Below are 20,055 nucleotides of genomic sequence, written 5' to 3' on the forward strand. Positions count from 1 at the left end.
GGAGCGCTCGACAAGATGTGCGACAAAACCGCCAAAACCGTCGGTTCTAACCATTTGAAACACAATGCCCGGTGTTTTCACGGAACCGATGGCAGTGTGCGTAATGCTGAGAAACCTGTGGCGAGGGAGCTTGCTCCCGCTTGAGTGCGTAGCACTCACAAAAACCGGCAATGGTTGTCAGATTTTTGGGGCCGCTACGCAGCCCAGCGTGAGCAAGCTCCCTCGCCACAAAGCAGGTATATCGAAACGCCTGATTAAAACGCCGTAACCCCACCATCCACCGCCAGCGAATGACCGGTGGTGAACGCCGCGCCGTCGCTGCACAGGTACAGCACCGCGCTGGCAATCTCCTCGACCTTGCCGATACGTCCGACAGGGTGCATGGCATTGGCGAACTCGCCCTTCTTCGGGTCCGCTTCATAGGCACGACGGAACATGTCGGTGTCGATCACCGCCGGGCACACCGCATTCACGCGAATCTTTTTCTTGGCGTATTCGATCGCCGCCGATTTGGTCAGGCCGATCACCGCATGTTTCGAGGCGGCGTAGATGCTCATCTTCGGCGCAGCCCCCAGACCGGCGACCGAAGCGGTATTGACGATCGCGCCGCCACCTTGGGCCAGCAGCAATGGCAACTGGTACTTCATGCACAGCCAGACGCCTTTGACGTTGACGCCCATGATCGCGTCGAACTCATCGAGCGTGCCCTCGGCCAGTTTGCCTTTCTCGATTTCGATGCCAGCATTGTTGAAGGCATAGTCGAGACGGCCGTAGGCATTCACGACCTCGTCCATCAGATTTTTTACATCGCTTTCCACAGTGACATTGCAGCGCACGAAGGTCGCTTCACCGCCGGCAGCGCGAATCAGCGCCACAGTGCCTTCACCACCGGCCACGTCCAGATCGGCCACCACCACTTTCAACCCTTCGGCGGCGAACGCCAAAGCGGTTGCGCGGCCAATGCCATTGGCCGCGCCCGTCACAACGGCAACCTGGCCGGAAAACGTCATGCTCATTGTTATGTCCTCGAAGAGAAGAATGTGGGGAGTCACGTGTTTTCAGTTAGCCACAGCGCCTTGTGACACGGCAGCACTATCAGAAGGCCGGTTGGGCACCCATGAGTGGCAGTGATGGAACTGCCGCCCTGATTATCACTGCACTGGATCGATGTGCATTCGCCGTGTCAGCCAACCTTGCAGCATCGTCCATGAAGGTCTATCAACAAGACTTCATTCACCTTGAGTGCCTGCCATGACTACCCAGACCAATCGCCAGTTCCTGCTCGCCAAACGTCCCGTGGGGCCAGCTACCCGCGAGACGTTCACCTATCAAGAAGTACCAGTCGGTGAGCCTGCGGCAGGTCAGATCCTGGTCAAGAACGAATACCTGTCCCTGGACCCGGCCATGCGTGGCTGGATGAACGAGGGCAAGTCCTACATCCCTCCGGTCGGCATTGGCGAAGTCATGCGCGCACTGGGCGTAGGCAAAGTCATCGCCTCGAACAATCCGGGCTTTGCCGTGGGGGACTACGTCAACGGCGCCTTGGGTGTGCAGGATTACTTCCTTGGCGAGCCGCGAGGTTTCTACAAGGTCGATCCGAAACTGGCGCCACTGCCGCGTTATTTATCCGCGCTGGGCATGACCGGAATGACCGCCTACTTCGCTCTGCTCGATGTCGGCGCGCCGAAAGCCGGCGACACCGTGGTGTTGTCGGGCGCGGCCGGTGCGGTGGGCAGCATCGCCGGGCAAATCGCCAAGATCAAAGGTTGCCGGGTGGTCGGCATCGCCGGCGGCGCGGACAAGTGCAAGTTCCTGATCGATGAGCTGGGTTTTGACGGTGCCATCGATTACAAGAACGAAGACGTGATCGCCGGCCTCAAGCGTGAATGCCCGAAAGGTGTCGACGTGTATTTCGATAACGTCGGCGGCGATATTCTCGACGCCGTGCTGAGCCGCCTGAACATGAAGGCACGGGTGGTGATTTGCGGTGCCATCAGCCAGTACAACAACAAGGAAGCGGTCAAAGGCCCGGCCAACTACCTGGCCTTGCTGGTCAACCGCGCGCGGATGGAAGGCTTCGTGGTGATGGATTACGCCGCACAGTTCGCCGCTGCCGGGCAGGAAATGGCCGGCTGGATGGCCAAGGGGCAGCTCAAGAGCAAGGAAGACATCGTCGAGGGACTGGAAACATTCCCGGAGACGCTGATGAAGTTGTTCAGCGGCGAGAATTTCGGGAAGTTGGTGTTGAAGGTATAAAAGCTTCGCGGGCAAGTCGGATCGCCGCACCGCTCGCTCCTACAGGAGCGAGGCTTGCCCGCGAATCGGCGCTTAAGCGATTTCTGCGACGACCGCCGCCAACGCCTTGGCCGGATCCGCCGCCTGGCTGATCGGACGGCCGATCACCAAGTAATCGGAACCGGCATCCAGCGCCTGACGCGGCGTCAGGATGCGGCGCTGATCGTCCAGGGCACTGCCCGCCGGACGAATCCCCGGCGTCACCAGTTGCAACGACGGGTGGGCGGCTTTCAAGGCCTGGGCTTCCTGGGCCGAGCAGACCAGACCGTCCATCCCGGCCTTTTCCGCCAGCGCGGCCAGGCGCAGCACCTGCTCCTGCGGCTCGATGTCCAGGCCAATACCCGCCAGATCCTCACGCTCCATGCTGGTCAGCACGGTCACGCCGATCAACAGCGGTTTCGGGCCGCTGCGCTGATCGAGCACTTCGCGGCAGGCGGCCATCATGCGCAGGCCGCCGGAGCAGTGCACATTGACCATCCATACGCCCATTTCCGCAGCCGCCTTGACGGCCATGGCGGTGGTGTTCGGAATGTCGTGGAACTTGAGGTCCAGGAACACTTCGAAACCCTTGTCGCGCAAGGTGCCGACGATTTCCGAAGCGCAACTGGTAAACAGTTCTTTACCGACTTTGACCCGGCACAGTTTCGGGTCCAGTTGATCGGCCAGCTTCAGTGCGGCGTCACGGGTGGGGAAATCCAGGGCGACGATGATAGGCGTCTGGCAGGCGGACATGAGTGGGCTCTCAGGCAAGTCAAATCGGCGCGCATTGTAGCGGAACCAGCGGCGCTGCGGGACCCGATGATCGGTAATTCGTCGTCGCGGCTCAGGCAAGACTAGCTGCTGCGGCAATTGTGTCGAGCCCGATACACACACGACACGCCCACAACACCCTTCAACGCTACCCTCGTCAGCCGCAACAAGCCCTACAGCACTTCCCGCCTCACGGCCGGACGCCTATGCTGAAGCCACAACCTCGCAGCCTATCTTTGTGGTTGGCAGCCTACCTGGCAGATGAACGCACGCATGCACAATTCCCCAGCACCTCTGAACGACGATCAAAAAGCGCCGGCCGATGACAAACGCTGGAGCATTCGCGCCCTGATCGTCGACGATGACGTTCCGATCCGCGAACTGATGATCGACTACCTGGCCCGTTTCAATATCCACGCCAGCGGCGTCTCTGATGGCGCCGCCATGCGTCAGGCGCTGCAAGCCGAGCATTTCGATGTGGTGGTGCTCGATCTGATGCTGCCGGGTGAAGATGGTTTGTCGCTGTGCCGCTGGCTGCGCGCCGAATCGGACATCCCGATTCTGATGCTCACCGCCCGCTGCGAACCCACCGACCGGATCATCGGCCTGGAGCTGGGCGCCGACGACTACATGGCCAAGCCGTTCGAGCCGCGGGAACTGGTTGCGCGGATTCAGACCATTCTGCGTCGGGTGCGCGACGACCGTACTGAACAGCGTGCGAATATTCGCTTCGACAACTGGCGATTGAACAGCGTGTTGCGCCAGTTGATCGCCGCCGATGGCCTGGTGGTGCCGCTGTCCAACGCCGAATTCCGTTTGCTTTGGGTGTTCATCGAACGGCCGCGCCGGGTGCTCAGCCGCGAACAACTGCTGGACGCGGCGCGCGGTCGCTCGATCGAAGCGTTTGATCGCAGCATCGATCTGTTGGTGTCGCGCCTGCGCCAGAAACTGGGCGACGACCCGAAAGCCCCGCAGTTGATCAAGACCGTTCGCGGTGAGGGTTATCTGTTCGACGCACGAGACATCAGCTGATGCGTGCGCGCTTCGATACGCTGTTCGGCCGCCTGTTCGGCGTGCTGTTGGTGGCGATCGTACTGGCGCACTTGTTAGCTTTTTTATGGTTCAAACATTACGGGCCGCCCCCGCCTCCCCCACCGCCACCGGGTTTTTCCGAGCGCTTCGACGGCCCTCCCCCACCAATGGACCCGCGTTTCGGCAATCGACCACCACGGCCATGGTTCGGCGGGCCGCTGGTGCCACTGACCTTTCAGTTTGTCTCGCTGATCATCGCCGCCTGGTACGGCGCCAAGCTATTGACCCGCCCGATTCAGCGCCTGAGCGACGCCGCTGAGCGCCTGAGTGAAAATCTCGACAGTCCGCCGCTGGATGAGTCCGGCCCACGGGAAGCGCGGCAAGCGGCGCACACTTTCAACCTGATGCAGAAACGCATTCTTGAACAAATGCAGCAACGTTCGCGCATGCTCGGCGCGGTGTCCCATGACCTGCGCACACCGCTGTCGCGGCTCAAGCTGCGGCTGGAACAGATCGACGATGAGAAGCTGCAAGGCCAGATGCGTCAGGACCTGGACGACATGATCGGCATGCTCGATTCCACCCTCACCTACCTGCACGAACAGCGCACCAGCGAGGCGCCACAATGGATGGACGTTCAGGCGCTGGTGGAGTCCCTGAGCGAAAACGCCCAGGACCAGGGCGCTGACGTCCAGGCCCGCGGCCATTGCGCCCCGCTGCAGGTTCAACCGATGGCTTTGCGCTCGTGCATCAACAACCTGCTGGACAACGCCTTGCGTTATGCCGGGGACGCGCTGATCACGCTTGAGGACAGTCGCGAACAACTGGTAATCCGGGTCATTGACCATGGCCCGGGTATCGCGGCGGAAAAACGTGAAGCGGTGTTTGAACCGTTCTTTCGCCTGGAAGGTTCGCGTAATCGCAACTCCGGCGGCGTCGGCCTGGGCATGACCATCGCCCGGGAAGCCGCGGAGCGTTTGGGCGGGCAGTTGAGCCTGGAAGAAACCCCCGGCGGTGGTCTGACCGCCGTCATCCGCCTGCCCCGCGTCTAAGCCTGCCCCCACAGGATCGGGGGGCTAACTCGATAAGCTGTGTGTACCCATCGGTACAAATCCCACATACCCACGACAACTTGCCCCTTGAGGCTGCATAAACCGGTGCACCCACCGGTTTCCCATTCCAAGGAGTGAGCACAATGATCGGTAGTGTCAGCAGCTACACGAGCTATACCAGCACCAGCAGTACCGCCACCAACAGCGCCCGCAGCCAGCAATTCCAGAAAGAACTGCTCGCCAAACTCGACAACAACAGCGACGGTGCGGTGGATCAGGATGAGCTCAAGAGCGCCCTGTCGCAGAAATCCGACGATGGTCTGCTGGTCAGCCTGAGCAAGAACTTCAGCGACCTGGACAGCGACGAAAGCGGCAGCCTGAGCAGCGAAGAAATGGCCGCGATGGCCCCTCCGACGCCACCGCCGCACGATCAGGCACCGAACACCGAGCTGGCCGATGCGCTGATCAGCGCTTTGGACAAAGACGGCGACGGCGCCATCAACAGCGATGAGCTGAGCAATGGCCTGACCAGTGCCGGCAGCACGGCCGACAGCTCGAAAATCTTCTCGGCCCTGGACAAGAATGAAGACGGCACTGTCAGCCAGGACGAACTCGCCGCCAGCCTGACCCCGCCGCCACCGCCACCTCAGCAGATGTCCAGCGAAGAGCTGTTCAGCCAACTCGATACCGACAGCGATGGCAGCGTCACGGCCACGGAACTGAGCAGCGCGTTGCAGGCGAGCGACAGCACTTCATCGACCGCCACCGACACCAGCGCCGCGTTGCTCAAAGTACTCGATAGCGACAGCAGCGGTGGCGTCAGCAACGATGAACTGAAAGCCGTCCTGCAAGCCGGCCGCGAGCAGAACTCCGACAGCTCCACCCATCAGTTCAACGTGACCGAAGCCCTGAACAAAATGATCGCCAACCTGAGCAAGCAGTATTCGCTCGACAACGTGGCGACCGTAGGCAAACACCTGAACGTGGCGACCTGAGTCAAAAAACTTCGCGGCCCTAAGACCCAACAAAAAACTTAGGGCCGGCGATCTTCAACCCGAGCCTGGCTCTTGCTCCAATCGGTCAACAGGCTGTAAGCCACTGCCAACAACGTCGGGCCGATGAACAGGCCGATAAACCCGAACGCAATCAACCCGCCAAACACCCCGAGCAGCACAATCACCAACGGCAAATTCCCGCCCCGGCTGATCAGGTACGGCTTAAGCACGTTGTCGACCCCGCTGATAATGAACGTGCCCCAGATCCCGAGGAACACCGCCATTCCGTACTCACCCTTCCAGGCCAGCCACGCCGTGGCCGGAATCCACACCAACGGCGGCCCCATCGGAATCAGGCTCAGCAAGAACGTCACGATCCCCAGCACCAGCGCCCCAGGCACGCCGGCAATCAGGAAGCCGATCAACGCCAGCACCGCCTGCGCCGCCGCTGTGCCGATCACCCCGTTGACCACCCGTTGCACGGTGCCCGCCACCAGTTCGATGTAATACCCGGCGCGGTCGCCAATCAGCCGCTCCAGCAACCCATGGACAAACACCGCCAAACGCGGCCCGTCCCGGTAGAAAAAGAACACAAACACGATACTCAGCGTCAACTCTAGGATCCCGCCGCCAATCTGCGCACTGCGTGCCAGCAACCAGTTACCGACCTGACCCAGATAGGGCTTGATCGCCAGCATCATCGCCGCACCTTGCTGATCGATGCTGTTCCAGATCCCCACCAGCCGCTCGCCGACCAAAGGAATACCGCCAACCCAGGCCGGCGCTTCAGGCAGACCATCGACCTGCACATCCTTGATGAACGCCGTGGCATCGCGCACGTGATCCGCCAGGTTGAACCCCAGCCACACCAGCGGCACCGCCACCAGCAGCATCCAGCCAAGCGTCAGTAACAGCGCCGCCAGGGATTCACGACCATTGAGCCAACGGGTCAACAGACGCATCAACGGCCAACTGGCAAACGCCAGCACCGCCCCCCAGAACAGCGCCGACCAGAACGGCGCCATTACCCATAAACTCGCGCCAAACAGCACCAGCAGCAGGATCTGCACCAACAGCCGATCGTTATTGACCATGTAAGATCCCGAAAAAAGTCAGTCCGCAAAGAATTGGCGAATGCGCAGAACGCATTCGCCAAATGAAGCTTATCGCAACAGTTCGAAGTGCAGGCCAGAGCCTTCGACGCTGCCGGTTTCCATCCGCGCCGTGCGCACGCCCTGGCCGATCAACGCCTGGCGCCAGGCTTCGGCACTGGGCCCGGAAACGCTGACTCGCAGTGTGGTGTCCAGGTTCAGGCCTCGGGAAATCAAACGCAGCCAGGTGTCGTCAGGGTCGCCGTCGAGTTTGGGGAAATCGAGTTTCCCGGTGCTTTTGAGCTGGCGCAGCAACGTCGCGGACGTCGGCAGCAAATCACCCAACGGCGCCGAGGCATCGAACTGTTCGACGTGCAGATAAGCCCTGCGATTACCGCGAGTGATGCTGTAAAGCGCCACCAGGGTGTTTTCTTGGGGGGCCGCCAGACGCAGCAGCAAATAAGCCTGCTGATTATCGGCGCCATAGAGCTTGGCGTTACCGAAGACTTCATTGGCCCACAGACTGCTTTCGCCACAATCCCGGGCCTGACACCAGAACAACAGCTCGGCGCCCTGCTTCTGCAAGGCTTCGCGGGCGGCGGTGAAGGCATCGGTGGAGGAGTGCTCCGGTGGCAATTCGTAGGTGACCGAGGTGGTTTGACCGCGAGCGGTGACCTGGCCGTCGAAACGCAATTGGCCGCTGATCTTGCGGATCGAACCCAGCGGGTAAATCCGCTCGAGTTCTACCGTCGGGCGATAGTCGACGATCTGCGCATCGGTTATGCGCGGCACGATAGGCAGGTCCTGACTGCCAGGAATGTCAGCGGCCAATAACCAGGGACTGAAACTGCACAGCGCCAGCAGAGTGAGTGAACGCATGGATAGGTTCATCGGATCAACATGGCCTGGGCACCCTTGATGACACTGGCATCATCGATGCGCTCCGGCACCCGCAAACCGCGCTGCACCGCAGGGCGTGCTTCCATGGCGGCCAGCCAGCGTTGCAAGGCAGGCAAGCCGTCCACCGAGACACCGGACCAGTCATGGCCACGGACCCACGGAAAGGTCGCGATATCGGCGATGCTGTACTCGCCCGCCAGGAATTCCACGGTTTGCAGACGCGTGTCTAGCACTTCATACAGGCGTCGGGTTTCATGTTGATAGCGATCGATGGCGCCCTGGAGCTTTTCCGGGAAGTAGCGGAAAAATACGTTGGCCTGGCCCTGCATCGGGCCGATGCCGCCCATCTGGAACATCAGCCACTGCAACACCACCGAGCGCCCTTTCGGATCTTGGGGCAGCAGTTTGCCGGTCATCTCGGCGAGGTAAATCAGAATCGCGCCGGACTCGAACACGGCGAAATCGCCATTGGCGCGGTCGACAATCGCCGGAATCCGGCCATTGGGGTTGATCTTGAGGAACTCCTCGGACTTCTGTTCCTTTTTGTCGAAACTCAAGGCATGCACCGTGTAGGGCAGGCCGAGTTCCTCGAGCACGATAGAGACCTTGTGGCCATTCGGGGTCGCTGCGGTGTACAGATCTATCATGGTTGTCTCCCATTTCAACCCGCCCAGCCTCGACAGTTGCCCGACGCAAGTCAAGGAACGGCGAAGAACCGATTGAAACAGTCTGCGACAAGACCGGCACCGGGTTCGTCATTGAGGTGCAAGTGATGGCCGCCAGGCAACTGTTCATGGCTAAAGGGTAGACGTTCCAGCAACTCGGGATGTTTGGCGAGCATGCCGTCAGCCGCGACCACCAGGTGTGCAGGACAACTGACGCGCTGGACGAAAGCCATCGCCTGCTCAGTGGTCAGACGCAGCGGCGATGGCAGCGTCAGGCGGCTGTCGGTGCGCCAGGTATAACCGCCCGGCACCGGCATCAAGCCGCGCTGGGCCAGCAGTTCAGCAGCTTCGCGACTGACCGCCACCAAGCCTTTCATGCGCGCTTCGATGGCCCGGTCGAGGGTGTTGTAGACCGGTTTGCGTTTTTCCCGCAGGTCCAGCTGCGCTTGCAGGGCCATGCCCATGCGCTCGGCGGCGTTTTCGCCTTTGTCTGTAGGAGGAACGATGCCGTCGATCAACGCCAGGTGAGTCACCTGCTCCGGCAACGACCCGGCCAGCACCAGCGAGACGATCGCCCCCAGGGAATGCCCCAGCAGCGCAAAACGTTTCCATCCCAACTGCTCGGCCACTTGCAGCACGTCGTGGGCGTAGTCCCACAGCGCGTAACCGGCGCCGTTCGGCCGATGCCCCGAGTGACCGTGCCCGGCCATGTCCAGCGCGATGATGCGCAAGCCGTTGAGCTTCGGCGCCAACCGGGCAAAGCTGTTGGCGTTATCCAGCCAGCCATGCAAGGCAATCACCGGCAAACCGTCCTCGGGACCGAACAGGTGCGCCGCCAACTCGATATGCGGCAGGCTCAGGCGAACTTCTTCAACAACGCTGCTCATGCGCAATCCTGTTGGCGGCGACTGTCCCAGCGACTGAACAGGCTCTTCAGCAGCGTGGCCGTGTCTTGTGGACGTTCGAGGGGAAACATGTGGCCACCGGGCAGGGTCAAGGACTCGCCCAGCGGCATGCGCCCGACGGATCGGGCGTGATGACGCATCACCACGCGGCTCTTGTGCCCGCGAACTACTGCCAGCGGCACTTTCAACTGTCGCGCGCGGCCAGGGCTGGTGTGCGGTACGCCGCGGTAGATGCTGATTTCCGTGGCCGGGTCGAAACGCAGGCGCAGCTTGTCGCCGACCTTTTGCAAACCATGTTGAAGATAGGCTTCGAAGCATTCCGGGTCGAAGCCACGAAACAGGGTTTTACCGGCGAAATACAGGCGGGCCGCTTCCAGATCGGCGAACTCTTCCCGTCGTCCCAACGTGCGACCGGCCGGGGTCAGGCGATCGATGAAACCAAAGCGTTTGGCGGCACGGATCACCCATTGATCGGTGCGGGTCAGCACCGGTGAATCGAGCATGACCACGCCGCGATACAACTCAGGGCAACGCAACGCGGCGTGAAGGTGCAGCACGCCGCCGAAAGAGTGGCCGACGCCCCAGACCGGCTCCGGCTGCTGCTGGAGGTGATGAATCAGCTCATCCACCAGATTGCTCCAGTTGTCGTCCGCCGGAAAACGCGGGTCATGGGCGTGCTGCTCCAGATGCGCCACCTGGTACTCGGGCGCCAGCGCCGCGAACAACTTGCTGTAGGTCCCCGAAGGAAAGCCATTGGCGTGGGCGAAAAATATCTGTTGCGACATACCGGCAGGTCCATGTGCGAAAAACAGACGTTGATTGTCCGTAAGACGACGTCCCACAGCAATGACCGTAACTGCCAGGAATGATGACAGTCGGGTCAGGGCTATAGGGATGCAGAAGAATAGACCGCCCCTTTGTAGCAGCTGCCGAAGGCTGCGTTCGGCTGCGCAGCAGTCGTTAGACCATTCACCGCGGTGTTCCAGGAAGATTGAGATGGCAGGATTTACGACTGCTGCGCAGCCGAACGCAGGCTTCGCCAGCTGCTACACAGAACAGGTCGAAACTCATCGCGCCGGCGGTTTCTCCCCCAACGGCACCACCGCCATGGTCAGGCGCGACACACAACTGGCCTTGCCCTCATCACTGGTCAAGCGAATATCCCAGACATGGGTGGTGCGCCCAATGTGAATCGCCTTGGCCACCGCCGTCACCCGCCCGCTACGCAGACCGCGCAAATGGTTGGCGTTGATTTCCAGGCCCACGCAATAAAACTTGCTGGCGTCGATGCACAGGAAACTGGCCATCGAGCCAACGGTTTCGGCCAGCACCACCGAAGCGCCGCCGTGCAGCAAGCCATAAGGCTGGTGCGTACGGTGGTCGATGACCATGCTCGCGGTCAGGGACTCGTCATCGAAGGCTTCAAAGCGAATATCCAGCACTTCGCCGATGGTGTTTTTCTGGATAGCGTTCAACTGCTCGATGTTGGGAGTGGTGCGCCACAGACTCATCGTTGCGTTCCTTTGTTGGTGTTGTTCGTGACTCAATCCTGCCACAGCACCGCCTCGCTGCGCGCGCTCCATTCTTCGAAGCGCGCACCGTAAGCCGCTTCAATCATGTTGCGCTTGATCTTCAGGGTCGGTGTCAGGAAGCCGTTTTCCACCGCCCAACTGTCCTTGACCACCACCAGCCGATGCAAGCGTTCATGCCGGTCGAGGACGCCGTTGACCTCCTCCAGCAGTTGTTCCAGGCTTGAATGCAAACCAGCCCTCGCCGTCCCGCTGGCGTCCTGCTGACCGACCGCCGACAACACACACAACCCCAGTGGCGCGCTCAAGCCATCGCCGACCACGCACACTTGTTCGATCCGCGAATGCACCGCCAGACGATTCTCGATCGGCGCCGGGGCCACGTATTTGCCTTTGCTGGTCTTGAAGATTTCCTTCAGGCGCCCGGTCAGGCGCAGGTTGCCCTCGGCGTCTTCCTCGCCCTTGTCACCGGTGCGCAGGAAGCCGTCCTCGGTGAGGGATTCGGCGGTTTTCAAAGGCTCCTTGAAATAGCCGAGCATGGTCGCGCCGCTGCGCACCAGCACTTCACCTGATGGCTCAACCCGTACTTCGACTTCCGGGCATGGCTTGCCGATCCAGCCGGGGTTGTTTTGGCCGGGCAGGCCGATGTGGGAGTAACCGCAACTTTCGGTCATGCCGTACACCTCCAGCACGTCCAGCCCCAGTTTTCGATACCAGTTCAACAAGGTCTGCGGCACTGGCGCCGCGCCGGACAAGGCGATGCGCAAAGCGTCCAGCCCCAGCCCGGCGAGGACTTTGTGCCCTACCCGTTTGCCGATGAAAGGCAGGCCGAGCAGGAAGTCGAGGCGTTTTGCCGGGATCTTGCCGTACACGCCCATCTGGAATTTGGTCCAGATGCGTGGCACGCCGAACAGCGCGGTCGGTCGGGCACGCTGCAAATCGGTGAGGAAGGTGTCGAGGCTCTCGGCGAAAAACACCGTTTGCCCGGTGTAGATCGCTGCCAGCTCGACGAACATCCGCTCGGCGACATGGCACAGCGGCAGGTAGGACAGCAGGCGATCCGACTCATTCAGGCCAAACAACCGGGTGCCATGGGTGGTGGCAAATCCCAGCGTGCCGAAACTGTGCATCACGCCTTTGGGCTGGCCCGTGGTGCCAGAGGTATAAATGATGGTCGCCAGTTGATCGGCGGCGGGTTTGGGGTCGTCCTGAATCGGTGAGCTGCGTTGCAGGTCGGCCCAGCTGAAATCGAAAGTGCCCACCGGGCACAGCGGCAGGCTGATGGTCGGCAGGTCAGGCCTAATCCCGACGGACATGCCCGGCCAGTCATCCAGCTTGCCGATGAACGCCAGTGCAGCTTCAGAATGTTCGAGCACCTGGGCCACGGATTCGGCGGTCAGATTGGGGTACAGCGGCACCGAGACATGCCCGGCCATCCAGATCGCCAGGTCGGCGATGATCCAGTGGGCACAGTTTTTCGAGATCAATGCGATGTGGCTGCCTTGCGGCAATTCACGAGCCCGCAGCCAATGGGCGGCACAGCGCGCCTGATGACCGACGTCGGCCCAGGTCAGCGTCTCGACCTGGCCACCCCCTGTCGGCTGAACCAGAAAGCGCTGGCGTGGATGACGGGCTTCGCGCTCGTAGAAGACGTCCAGTGGCAAACGAAAAGCAGCAGACATGCGACTTGCTCCCATATTTCTGGTCTGGAGCAAGCGTAGTCAACCAAGCAAGTGCTTGGTTGACTATTTCACACAAAAATCAGCAACGACACCGGTCCAGTGGGAGCCGGTTACGGGGTTTTGATGCCGTTGAGCTTCATCGCCCCGACCAGCAGTTCATCGCCCTCAAGCTCCGCCAGTCCGGCGGTGCCGACCCGCTCCGGGTCTTGCACGTGACCATGCTGCAAATAGCCCAGCAGGTTACCGACCAGCGGGTTGTGGCTGACCAGCAGTGCGTGATCCACGGAAACCAACTGCTCCGCCACTGCTTGCGGATTATTGTCGGGCGTCAGCCATTCGACGGTGCGAATCTCCGGTGCAAAACCCAGCTCCTTACGCACCAGCATTGCGGTCTCCTGCGCTCGCAGGTAAGGGCTGGCATAAATGGCAGTCAGGTGTTTGCCCTTCAATTTGGCCGCGATGCGCTTCACCTCTTTGCGCCCCTTATCGGTCAGGGCCCGCTCGGAGTCCGGACGGGTACCGTGAGGTTCGGCTTCACCATGACGCAATACCCAGAGTTTCATAGTTTCGGTTCCTCATCTCGGGCCGGATGCGGCGCCGGCGCCACAACGTGCGGGGCTTCACCTTCCGGTGTACGCGGCGCTGGCCAGTCGGCGAACGGCCAGGGCTTCTGGTCGCTGTGAAAGCTGCCGAAACGACCGATCTGCGCCAGAAACTGGCTCAGGCTGTCGCCGAAATTCATCAGGCTGGCGCTCGGTGCGCCATATATCAAACGATAGATCAGCTGCACCAGCACCACCGCGCCGAGGATCAATTGCGCCACTTGCCAGACCAGCACATAGACAATCATCCACAGCACCCGCAGCAGGATGGATTCGTACTTGCCTTCTTCTACTTTCGGATCGTTCATGTCTGTCTCGCTCCCTGCTCGTATCGGTTAAGTGCTTAGAAACCACTGGGGGAAATAAAGTCCACGTCGGTTTTCGGTTCGCCACGCATCAACAACCCGATCACCTGATCAAGCGTGCGCCCTTCGAACAGAATCGCGTGCAATCCGGCGACCAGCGGCATATATACACCTACTTCCTGAGCCTTGGCCTTGAGCACCTTGAGGGTATTCACGCCTTCGGCCACTTCGCCCAGACGCGTCACCGCGTCCTCCAGGCTCAAGCCCTGGCCGAGGGCAAACCCGACCTGATAATTGCGGCTTTTCGGCGATGAGCAGGTGACGATCAAATCGCCGACGCCCGCCAGCCCCAGGAACGTCATCGGGTTGGCACCCTGACTGACCGCGAAGCGGGTCATTTCCGCCAGTGCCCGGGTAATCAGCATGCTCTTGGTGTTTTCGCCCATGCCCAACGCCACCGCCATGCCGGCGATGATGGCGTAAACGTTTTTCAGCGCCCCGCCCAGCTCCACGCCAAAGCGGTCGGCGCTGGCGTATACGCGAAAGGTCCGGCCATGCAGCGCGGCCTGAACCTGCTGGCAAAGGTCTTCGTCTTCGCTGGCGACCACCGTGGCGGTCAGCGCGTGTTCGGCGATTTCACGGGCCAGGTTCGGCCCCGACAGCACGCCGATGCGCGCTTGCGGGGCGATGTCTTCAAGAATCTGGCTCATAAGCTTGAACGTATGGGCTTCGATGCCTTTGGTCAGGCTCACCAGCATTTTGCCGCTCAAAAGCTGAGCGTAAGGCGCCAGCACCGAGCGCAGCGCGCTGGAGGGCAACGCGACGAAGCACAGGTCGCAGGCTTCCAGCGTGGCTTGCAGGTCTGTGACTGCCTCCACCGCCGGAAGAATCTTGATGCCTTTGAGGTAACGCGGGTTCTCGCGATTGACCCGAATGGCCTCGGCCTGCTCGGGGTCACGCATCCACAGCCGCACCTGATGCCCGTTCTCGGCCAGCAGATTAGCCACGGCGGTACCAAAACTTCCGCCTCCCAGGACCGCAATTGGGCGCTGTTCAGTCATATGCAATCCGTTAATCCATACCAGTGGCGATGCCCGCATTATACGGAGCGGCCCAGTCGCGGCCAGCCCCGACATCAATTACCGGCACTTGTAGGAAGAAGACCAAGAAAACCGAGGAAAATGCCCACAACGTGACTGGAAAAGTCATTGCGCTCGGTTAACATGCGCGCCAATTAATCGCTATCAAGGCCGTGCCGTGTCTTTTGGCTCTCCCTCTCCTCGCTCGCCACTGGTGCTGGCGCTGATGTTCAGCTCGCCATTGCTGGCCGACGACCTGTTCCTGGACAACGGTCCGTTGCCGCAAGTGCTCACCGCGACGCGCCTGAAGCAGTCGCCGGCGGCCGTGCCGGGCAGCATGACGGTGATCGACAGCGAACTGATCAACGCCAGCGGCGCGCGGGACATCAGCGAGTTGCTGCGGCTGGTGCCGGGGATGATGGTCGGCAATATCAGCGGCAACCAGGCAGCGGTGAACTACCACGGCACCAACGCCAGCGAAGCGCGGCGCATGCAAGTGCTGATCGACGGCCGCTCGGTGTACCGCGCGGGCCTGGCCACGGTGGACTGGAGTGATATTCCGGTGGCCATGGAAGACATCGAGCGCATCGAGGTTTTCCGTGGCCCGAACACCGTCAGCTACGGCGCCAACGCGCTGATGGCGGTGGTCAATATCATCACCCGCAAACCGGCCGACAGCCACGGCACGCGGCTGAAAATCACCCGAGGCCAACGCGGCATCAACGATTTCTACGCCAGCCAGGGTATGGGCTGGGACAGCGGCGACTTGCGCCTGTCGCTGTCCGGCCAACAAGACGATGGGTTCGACTCGGACCGCACCGGCGCCGATTATCGCGACAACCGTCGTTTGAATCGCTTCAGCCTCGCCGTCAGCCAGACGCTCAATGAGAATCAGAGCATCGATTGGCAACTGAACGCCAAGGACGGGACCAACCAGCGGCCCTATACCTACAGCCCGGTGTTCTCAGGGATTACCGCCGCTGGGAACAATTCCGACGTCATCGCCAAGGACTACGCCGGCTCGCTGCGCTGGAACCTGGACATCAACCCTGATCACAGCCTTTATATTCAAGGCTCGGCGCAACACTGGGATCGTCAGCAGACCTGGCGTGCCTGCGATGCCGAGATCTCGTTCAGCCCGGAGCTGACCCAACTTTGGCACCTCAATCCCAATTACACCGAACGCCTGGCGCGCAACATCGCTCGTTTCACCGGCGCGCCCCCCGGTACAGCGGCAGAACAAGACCTGGCCAATCAGGTTCTGGCGCAATGGCGAAACGGCGCGAACAAAACGCTGTGCGGCGACATCGACCAGAGTGCCCGAGAGTCGCGCTACGACCTCGAACTGCAAGACACCCTCAGCCTGTCCGACACGCTGCGGCTGGTCAGCGGCATGAACTATCGTTACGACCGGGCCGATTCCGAGACCTACTTCAATGGCACGCTCGACGACACCACCTGGCGGGCGTTCGGCCAACTCGAGTGGCGCGCCACCGAGCACTGGTTGCTGCAAGGCGGGGCGATGTTCGAAGACACGCAATTGACCGGCAGTTCACTGACCCCACGACTGGCGGTCAACTATCTGATCAACCCGCGCCACGGTTTGCGCGCGGTGTATTCGGAAGCCGTCCGCTCGCCGGACATGTTCGAGAACAGCGTCAACTGGAGTTACCAGGTGACCAACCTGCAACCCAGTGCCTATGGCCAGACCAGCGCCCGCTATTTCGTCAGGACCCGTGGCCCGGGTGACCTCGAACAGGAACGCATGCGTTCCCGGGAATTGGGCTACAACGGCTACTTCACAGACTGGGGGCTGACGGTCGATGTGAAGCTGTTCTACGACGAAATCAACGGCATGATCAGCGAACCGCTGCGCAACAATCAGTACATTGCCAGCAACTCGAACAGCTCACGATTCTCAGGGACGGAAACCCAACTGGACTGGCGCGTCAGCAGCACCGATCGTCTGCGCCTGACGTACGCCTATGTCGATGCCGAGGCGAGCAACCCGTTGGATGCACAACAAACGGCGCGCAACAGCGGCTCCGCCGGTTGGCTGCGCAACTGGGGCCAGGGCTGGAACAGCGCGCTCTTCTACTATGGCGCCGACGCCCTCAACGGTTACCGCTTCGAACGGGTCGACACCCGCCTCGCCAAACGCATCGGCTTGGGCAAGGCCAATCTGGAGCTGGCCGGGATCCTCCAGCAACGCCTCGACAATCAGCCCACCACTTTCGTCGATAACAACTACGACGAACGCCGGGTGCTCTACTTCAGCGCGGAGCTGGAGTTTTAAGATGCCGTATTGCCTGCCACGGAAGACGCCAACCCTTGGCCGCCTGCTGGCCGGGCTGTGCCTGGTGTTTGCCGGGCTGCTGTGCAATCTGCCGGCCCGGGCCGCCGACATTCTGCTGACCGGCGCCGACGACAGCCCTGGCGTGCAGTCTTTCGTCCAGGCTCTGAGCGAGTTGCGCCCCACCGACAGCGTGCGTTTCCAGCCGGTCGCCAGCTTGCCGGCACCCGGCCAACTGCCTGCGAGCACCCGCCTGATTCTGCTCGACTTGCAAAGCCTCGACTGGCGCCTGCAAGACGCCCAAGGCCCGGCAACGCTGGTGCTGCGCATCAGCCGCCTGCAAGCCCACCAACGCTTTGGCGATGTTTCGCCACCGCACCTGAGCCTGCTCTGGAGCGATCCGCCGCTGGATCGACAATTGCGCCTGACCCGACTCGTCCTGCCCGAGGCTCGACGTGTCGGCGTGCTTTTCGACAGCCACAGCGAATTCCTGCTGAAGGAACTGCATCAGGCAGCCCTGCCCCTGGGCCTTGAAGTGGTCACCGAGCGTTGGGACAACACCAATGACAGTCGCCCGTTGCAGGCCCTGCTGAAAAACAGCGATGTGCTGCTGGGCCTGGATGATCCTGATCTGTACAACCCCAAAACCGTGAAAAACCTGCTGCTCAGCAGCTACGCACGGCAGCTGCCGCTGATCGGTCCCAATGCCGCCTTCGTCAGGGCGGGCAGCCTCGCCAGCACCTACAGCGACCAGAGCGATTGGCTGAAGATTCTCGACGAACTGCTCGACCGCCCCTCCAGCACCTGGCCGCGCACCCTTTATCCGCAGCACTTCAAGGTCTTGAGCAACCCGCAAGTGGCTCGTTCATTAAGCATTGAACCGATGAATGAAGCCTCTGTCGCAACACAGCTGGCCGAAGGAGAACATCGCCCATGACCTTCCATAGCGGTTGGGACATCAATACCCGTACCCAGATCATCAGCCTCGGCCCGGCGCTGCTGCTGACGTTGCTGCTGATCAGTTTTTTCACCTTCGTGCGAATCCAGGACCTGCGCCAGGAACTCAACCACACCGGTCAACTGATCGCCAACCAACTGGCGCCGGCCACCGAATACGGGGTGATCTCGGGTAATAACGACGTGCTCGAGAGTTTGCTCAAAGCCACCCTGGCCACGCCCAATGTGCGTTTTCTGGAGGTTCAGGACCGCACCAACCGGGTTCTGGTGTACGTCGAACAACCGTCGGAAACCCACAATCGTTCGCACCAGGTCGAAGTGTTCCAGGCACCGGTGCGGCTGCAACGCATCGCGCTCAACAATGACTTCTTCCAGAACAGCCGCACCGCCCCCACGAAGCCGGGAGAGGATTACCTGGGCCGGGTGATCGTCGGTCTGTCCAATGACGCCTTCAACCAGCGCCAGCAGGAAATCCTGTTCAAGGCCGGGATCCTGGCCCTGTTCGCCCTGCTGTTTACCTTTCTGCTGGCTCGGCGTCTGGCCAGCAGCCTGTCGCAACCGATCCATGACATCGGCAATGCGGTCAAGGCGATCCAGAAAGGCGACTACAAAACGCCCCTGCCGATTGTCGATGACACCGAACTGGGCGCCCTGTCACAACACATCAACAACCTTGCCCAGGGTCTTGAACAAGCCAGCCGCGAACAGCATCAGGCCATGGCGCAATTGATCCAGACCCGCGAGGAAGCGGAAAAGGCCAACAACGCCAAATCCGATTTCCTGGCGATGATGAGCCATGAGCTGCGCACGCCGATGAATGGCGTGCTGGGCATGCTGCAACTGCTGGAAACCACCGCGATGACCGAGGAACAGATCGAGTACGCCGCGCTGGCTTCTGAATCGACTGAACACCTGCTCAAAGTGATCAACGACATTCTCGACTTCTCGCGCATCGAACGCTCGGAACTGGAGCTGGAGCACATTGCATTCAACCTCGCGGACCTGATCACCAGTTGCGCCCAGTCGTTCCAGCACAGCGCAGTGCAACGTGGGCTTGACCTGCAACTGCAGATCCCCGAGGACATGCGCGCCCTGCAGGTTCAGGGCGACCCGACGCGGATCCGGCAAATCCTGGTCAACCTGGTCGGCAATGCGCTGAAATTCACCGAACGGGGCCGCGTCACGATCGAACCGCAGTGGCAGTCGCTGGATCACGAATTGCTGTGGTTCACCTGCACCGTGCGCGACAGCGGGATTGGCATCCCGGCCGAAAGCCTGGAATTGATGTTCAACGCGTTCCAGCAGGCCGACAGTACTATTTCAAGACGTTACGGTGGCACCGGACTGGGGCTGCCGATTGCCCGCACTCTGGCAGAACGAATGGGCGGCACCTTGCGTGCTCAAAGCGAAGAAGGCGTCGGCTCGGTGTTCACCCTGGAAATTCCTTTGGCGCTGTATAAGCAGTCGTTGCCGGTGCTGACGCCGCGAGTACATACCGGCAATGGCCACGGCGAAGGTCGCAATGTGTTGCTGGTGGAAGACAACCCGGTCAACCGCACCGTCATTGAAGCAATGTTGCGCAGCCTGGGCTTTACTGTCAGCGTCGTCACCGATGGTGCACAAGCGGTGCGCAGCGCCGAGAGCCTGATTTTCGAAGCGATTCTGATGGATTGCCGACTGCCGGTCATTGACGGCTACGAGGCCACCCGACAGATTCGCCAACTGCCCGGCTGCGCTGACGTGCCGATCATTGCCCTGACGGCCAACGCCTTGCAGGGCGATCGTGAAGCCTGTTTGTCCGCGGGAATGAACGATTACCTGGCCAAGCCCTTTAAACGCACTGATCTGCAGCAAATTCTGCAGCGTTGGGTGCAGTAGTGCAGGCCTTTCGACGATCTGCGACTGGCGTGAAAGACGAAAGTG

19 protein-coding genes are annotated in these 20,055 nt (G+C 61.1%); 7 read left to right on the plus strand and 12 right to left on the minus strand.

The window, feature by feature from the left end; all coding sequences use genetic code 11:
• Positions 1 to 254: 254 nt before the first annotated feature.
• Positions 255 to 1,016 (minus strand): SDR family oxidoreductase, encoded by a 762-nt coding sequence (locus tag ACEN8R_RS16965; protein WP_018926266.1) that lies wholly within the window; start codon positions 1,014 to 1,016, stop codon positions 255 to 257.
• Between the two features lie 235 nt (positions 1,017 to 1,251).
• On the opposite strand from ACEN8R_RS16965, the gene ACEN8R_RS16970 reads away from it, so the two are divergent.
• A complete protein-coding gene (locus ACEN8R_RS16970; RefSeq protein WP_018926267.1) occupies positions 1,252 to 2,256 on the plus strand; it encodes an NADP-dependent oxidoreductase in 1,005 nt (334 codons plus the stop codon).
• Between the two features lie 72 nt (positions 2,257 to 2,328).
• On the opposite strand, the gene pyrF is transcribed toward ACEN8R_RS16970, so the two are convergent.
• Positions 2,329 to 3,027 carry an orotidine-5'-phosphate decarboxylase gene (pyrF, locus tag ACEN8R_RS16975; protein WP_167331181.1) on the minus strand — a complete coding sequence of 233 codons (699 nt, stop codon included), beginning with the start codon at positions 3,025 to 3,027 and terminating at the stop codon, positions 2,329 to 2,331.
• 291 nt (positions 3,028 to 3,318) lie between these two features.
• Here pyrF and ACEN8R_RS16980 point away from each other — a divergent pair, with 291 nt between their 5' ends.
• The 3 genes from ACEN8R_RS16980 to xopAW all read left to right on the plus strand — a co-directional run bounded on the left by ACEN8R_RS16980 (position 3,319) and on the right by xopAW (position 6,124).
• The gene (locus tag ACEN8R_RS16980) at positions 3,319 to 4,077 is read left to right on the plus strand and encodes a response regulator (protein ID WP_019581208.1); all 759 of its coding nucleotides are present in this window, start codon (positions 3,319 to 3,321) and stop codon (positions 4,075 to 4,077) included.
• Positions 4,077 to 5,129, plus strand: a complete 1,053-nt coding sequence (locus ACEN8R_RS16985) for a sensor histidine kinase (protein ID WP_018926270.1) — start codon at positions 4,077 to 4,079, stop codon at positions 5,127 to 5,129. Before ACEN8R_RS16980 ends, ACEN8R_RS16985 begins: the two co-directional genes overlap by 1 nt.
• A 143-nt stretch (positions 5,130 to 5,272) precedes the next feature.
• On the plus strand, positions 5,273 to 6,124 hold the full coding sequence (gene xopAW, locus ACEN8R_RS16990; protein WP_495624211.1) for a XopAW family type III secretion system calcium-binding effector: 852 nt from the start codon (positions 5,273 to 5,275) through the stop codon (positions 6,122 to 6,124).
• A 38-nt stretch (positions 6,125 to 6,162) separates the two neighbouring features.
• On the opposite strand, the gene ACEN8R_RS16995 is transcribed toward xopAW, so the two are convergent.
• From ACEN8R_RS16995 to ACEN8R_RS17040, 10 genes are all read right to left on the minus strand, one after another.
• Complete coding sequence (locus ACEN8R_RS16995; RefSeq protein ID WP_018926272.1) at positions 6,163 to 7,218, minus strand: AI-2E family transporter; 1,056 nt, start codon at positions 7,216 to 7,218, stop codon at positions 6,163 to 6,165.
• Positions 7,219 to 7,287: 69 nt separating this feature from the next.
• The gene (locus tag ACEN8R_RS17000; protein WP_018926273.1) at positions 7,288 to 8,094 is read right to left on the minus strand and encodes a DUF4892 domain-containing protein; all 807 of its coding nucleotides are present in this window, start codon (positions 8,092 to 8,094) and stop codon (positions 7,288 to 7,290) included.
• Between the two features lie 8 nt (positions 8,095 to 8,102).
• On the minus strand, positions 8,103 to 8,762 hold the full coding sequence (locus ACEN8R_RS17005) for a glutathione S-transferase family protein (protein ID WP_018926274.1): 660 nt from the start codon (positions 8,760 to 8,762) through the stop codon (positions 8,103 to 8,105).
• Between the two features lie 50 nt (positions 8,763 to 8,812).
• Entirely contained in the window at positions 8,813 to 9,667 is an 855-nt protein-coding gene (locus tag ACEN8R_RS17010; protein WP_495624212.1) for an alpha/beta hydrolase, read from the minus strand.
• The gene (locus ACEN8R_RS17015; RefSeq protein ID WP_018926276.1) at positions 9,664 to 10,470 is read right to left on the minus strand and encodes an alpha/beta fold hydrolase; all 807 of its coding nucleotides are present in this window, start codon (positions 10,468 to 10,470) and stop codon (positions 9,664 to 9,666) included. Before ACEN8R_RS17015 ends, ACEN8R_RS17010 begins: the two co-directional genes overlap by 4 nt.
• A gap of 282 nt (positions 10,471 to 10,752) precedes the next feature.
• Positions 10,753 to 11,196: a hotdog fold thioesterase gene (locus tag ACEN8R_RS17020; RefSeq protein WP_018926277.1), complete on the minus strand. Its 444-nt coding sequence runs from the start codon at positions 11,194 to 11,196 to the stop codon at positions 10,753 to 10,755.
• A 32-nt stretch (positions 11,197 to 11,228) separates the two neighbouring features.
• Positions 11,229 to 12,896 (minus strand): AMP-binding protein, encoded by a 1,668-nt coding sequence (locus ACEN8R_RS17025; RefSeq protein ID WP_495624213.1) that lies wholly within the window; start codon positions 12,894 to 12,896, stop codon positions 11,229 to 11,231.
• A gap of 110 nt (positions 12,897 to 13,006) precedes the next feature.
• A complete protein-coding gene (sixA, locus tag ACEN8R_RS17030) occupies positions 13,007 to 13,459 on the minus strand; it encodes a phosphohistidine phosphatase SixA (RefSeq protein WP_018926279.1) in 453 nt (150 codons plus the stop codon).
• On the minus strand, positions 13,456 to 13,806 hold the full coding sequence (locus ACEN8R_RS17035) for a DUF4389 domain-containing protein (protein ID WP_018926280.1): 351 nt from the start codon (positions 13,804 to 13,806) through the stop codon (positions 13,456 to 13,458). The genes sixA and ACEN8R_RS17035 overlap by 4 nt, the downstream gene beginning before the upstream one ends.
• 35 nt (positions 13,807 to 13,841) lie before the next feature.
• The gene (locus ACEN8R_RS17040; protein WP_018926281.1) at positions 13,842 to 14,864 is read right to left on the minus strand and encodes an NAD(P)H-dependent glycerol-3-phosphate dehydrogenase; all 1,023 of its coding nucleotides are present in this window, start codon (positions 14,862 to 14,864) and stop codon (positions 13,842 to 13,844) included.
• A 196-nt stretch (positions 14,865 to 15,060) separates the two neighbouring features.
• On the opposite strand from ACEN8R_RS17040, the gene ACEN8R_RS17045 reads away from it, so the two are divergent.
• From ACEN8R_RS17045 to ACEN8R_RS17055, 3 genes are read left to right on the plus strand one after another with little or no spacing between them, the layout of a single operon-like run.
• A complete protein-coding gene (locus ACEN8R_RS17045; RefSeq protein ID WP_192350862.1) occupies positions 15,061 to 17,178 on the plus strand; it encodes a TonB-dependent receptor plug domain-containing protein in 2,118 nt (705 codons plus the stop codon).
• A gap of 1 nt (position 17,179) precedes the next feature.
• Positions 17,180 to 18,112: an ABC transporter substrate-binding protein gene (locus ACEN8R_RS17050; protein ID WP_111455163.1), complete on the plus strand. Its 933-nt coding sequence runs from the start codon at positions 17,180 to 17,182 to the stop codon at positions 18,110 to 18,112.
• On the plus strand, positions 18,109 to 20,010 hold the full coding sequence (locus ACEN8R_RS17055) for an ATP-binding protein (RefSeq protein ID WP_018926284.1): 1,902 nt from the start codon (positions 18,109 to 18,111) through the stop codon (positions 20,008 to 20,010). The genes ACEN8R_RS17050 and ACEN8R_RS17055 overlap by 4 nt, the downstream gene beginning before the upstream one ends.
• Positions 20,011 to 20,055: the final 45 nt, after the last annotated feature.

The sequence above is a fragment of the Pseudomonas sp. Pseusp15 genome (assembly GCF_059492165.1).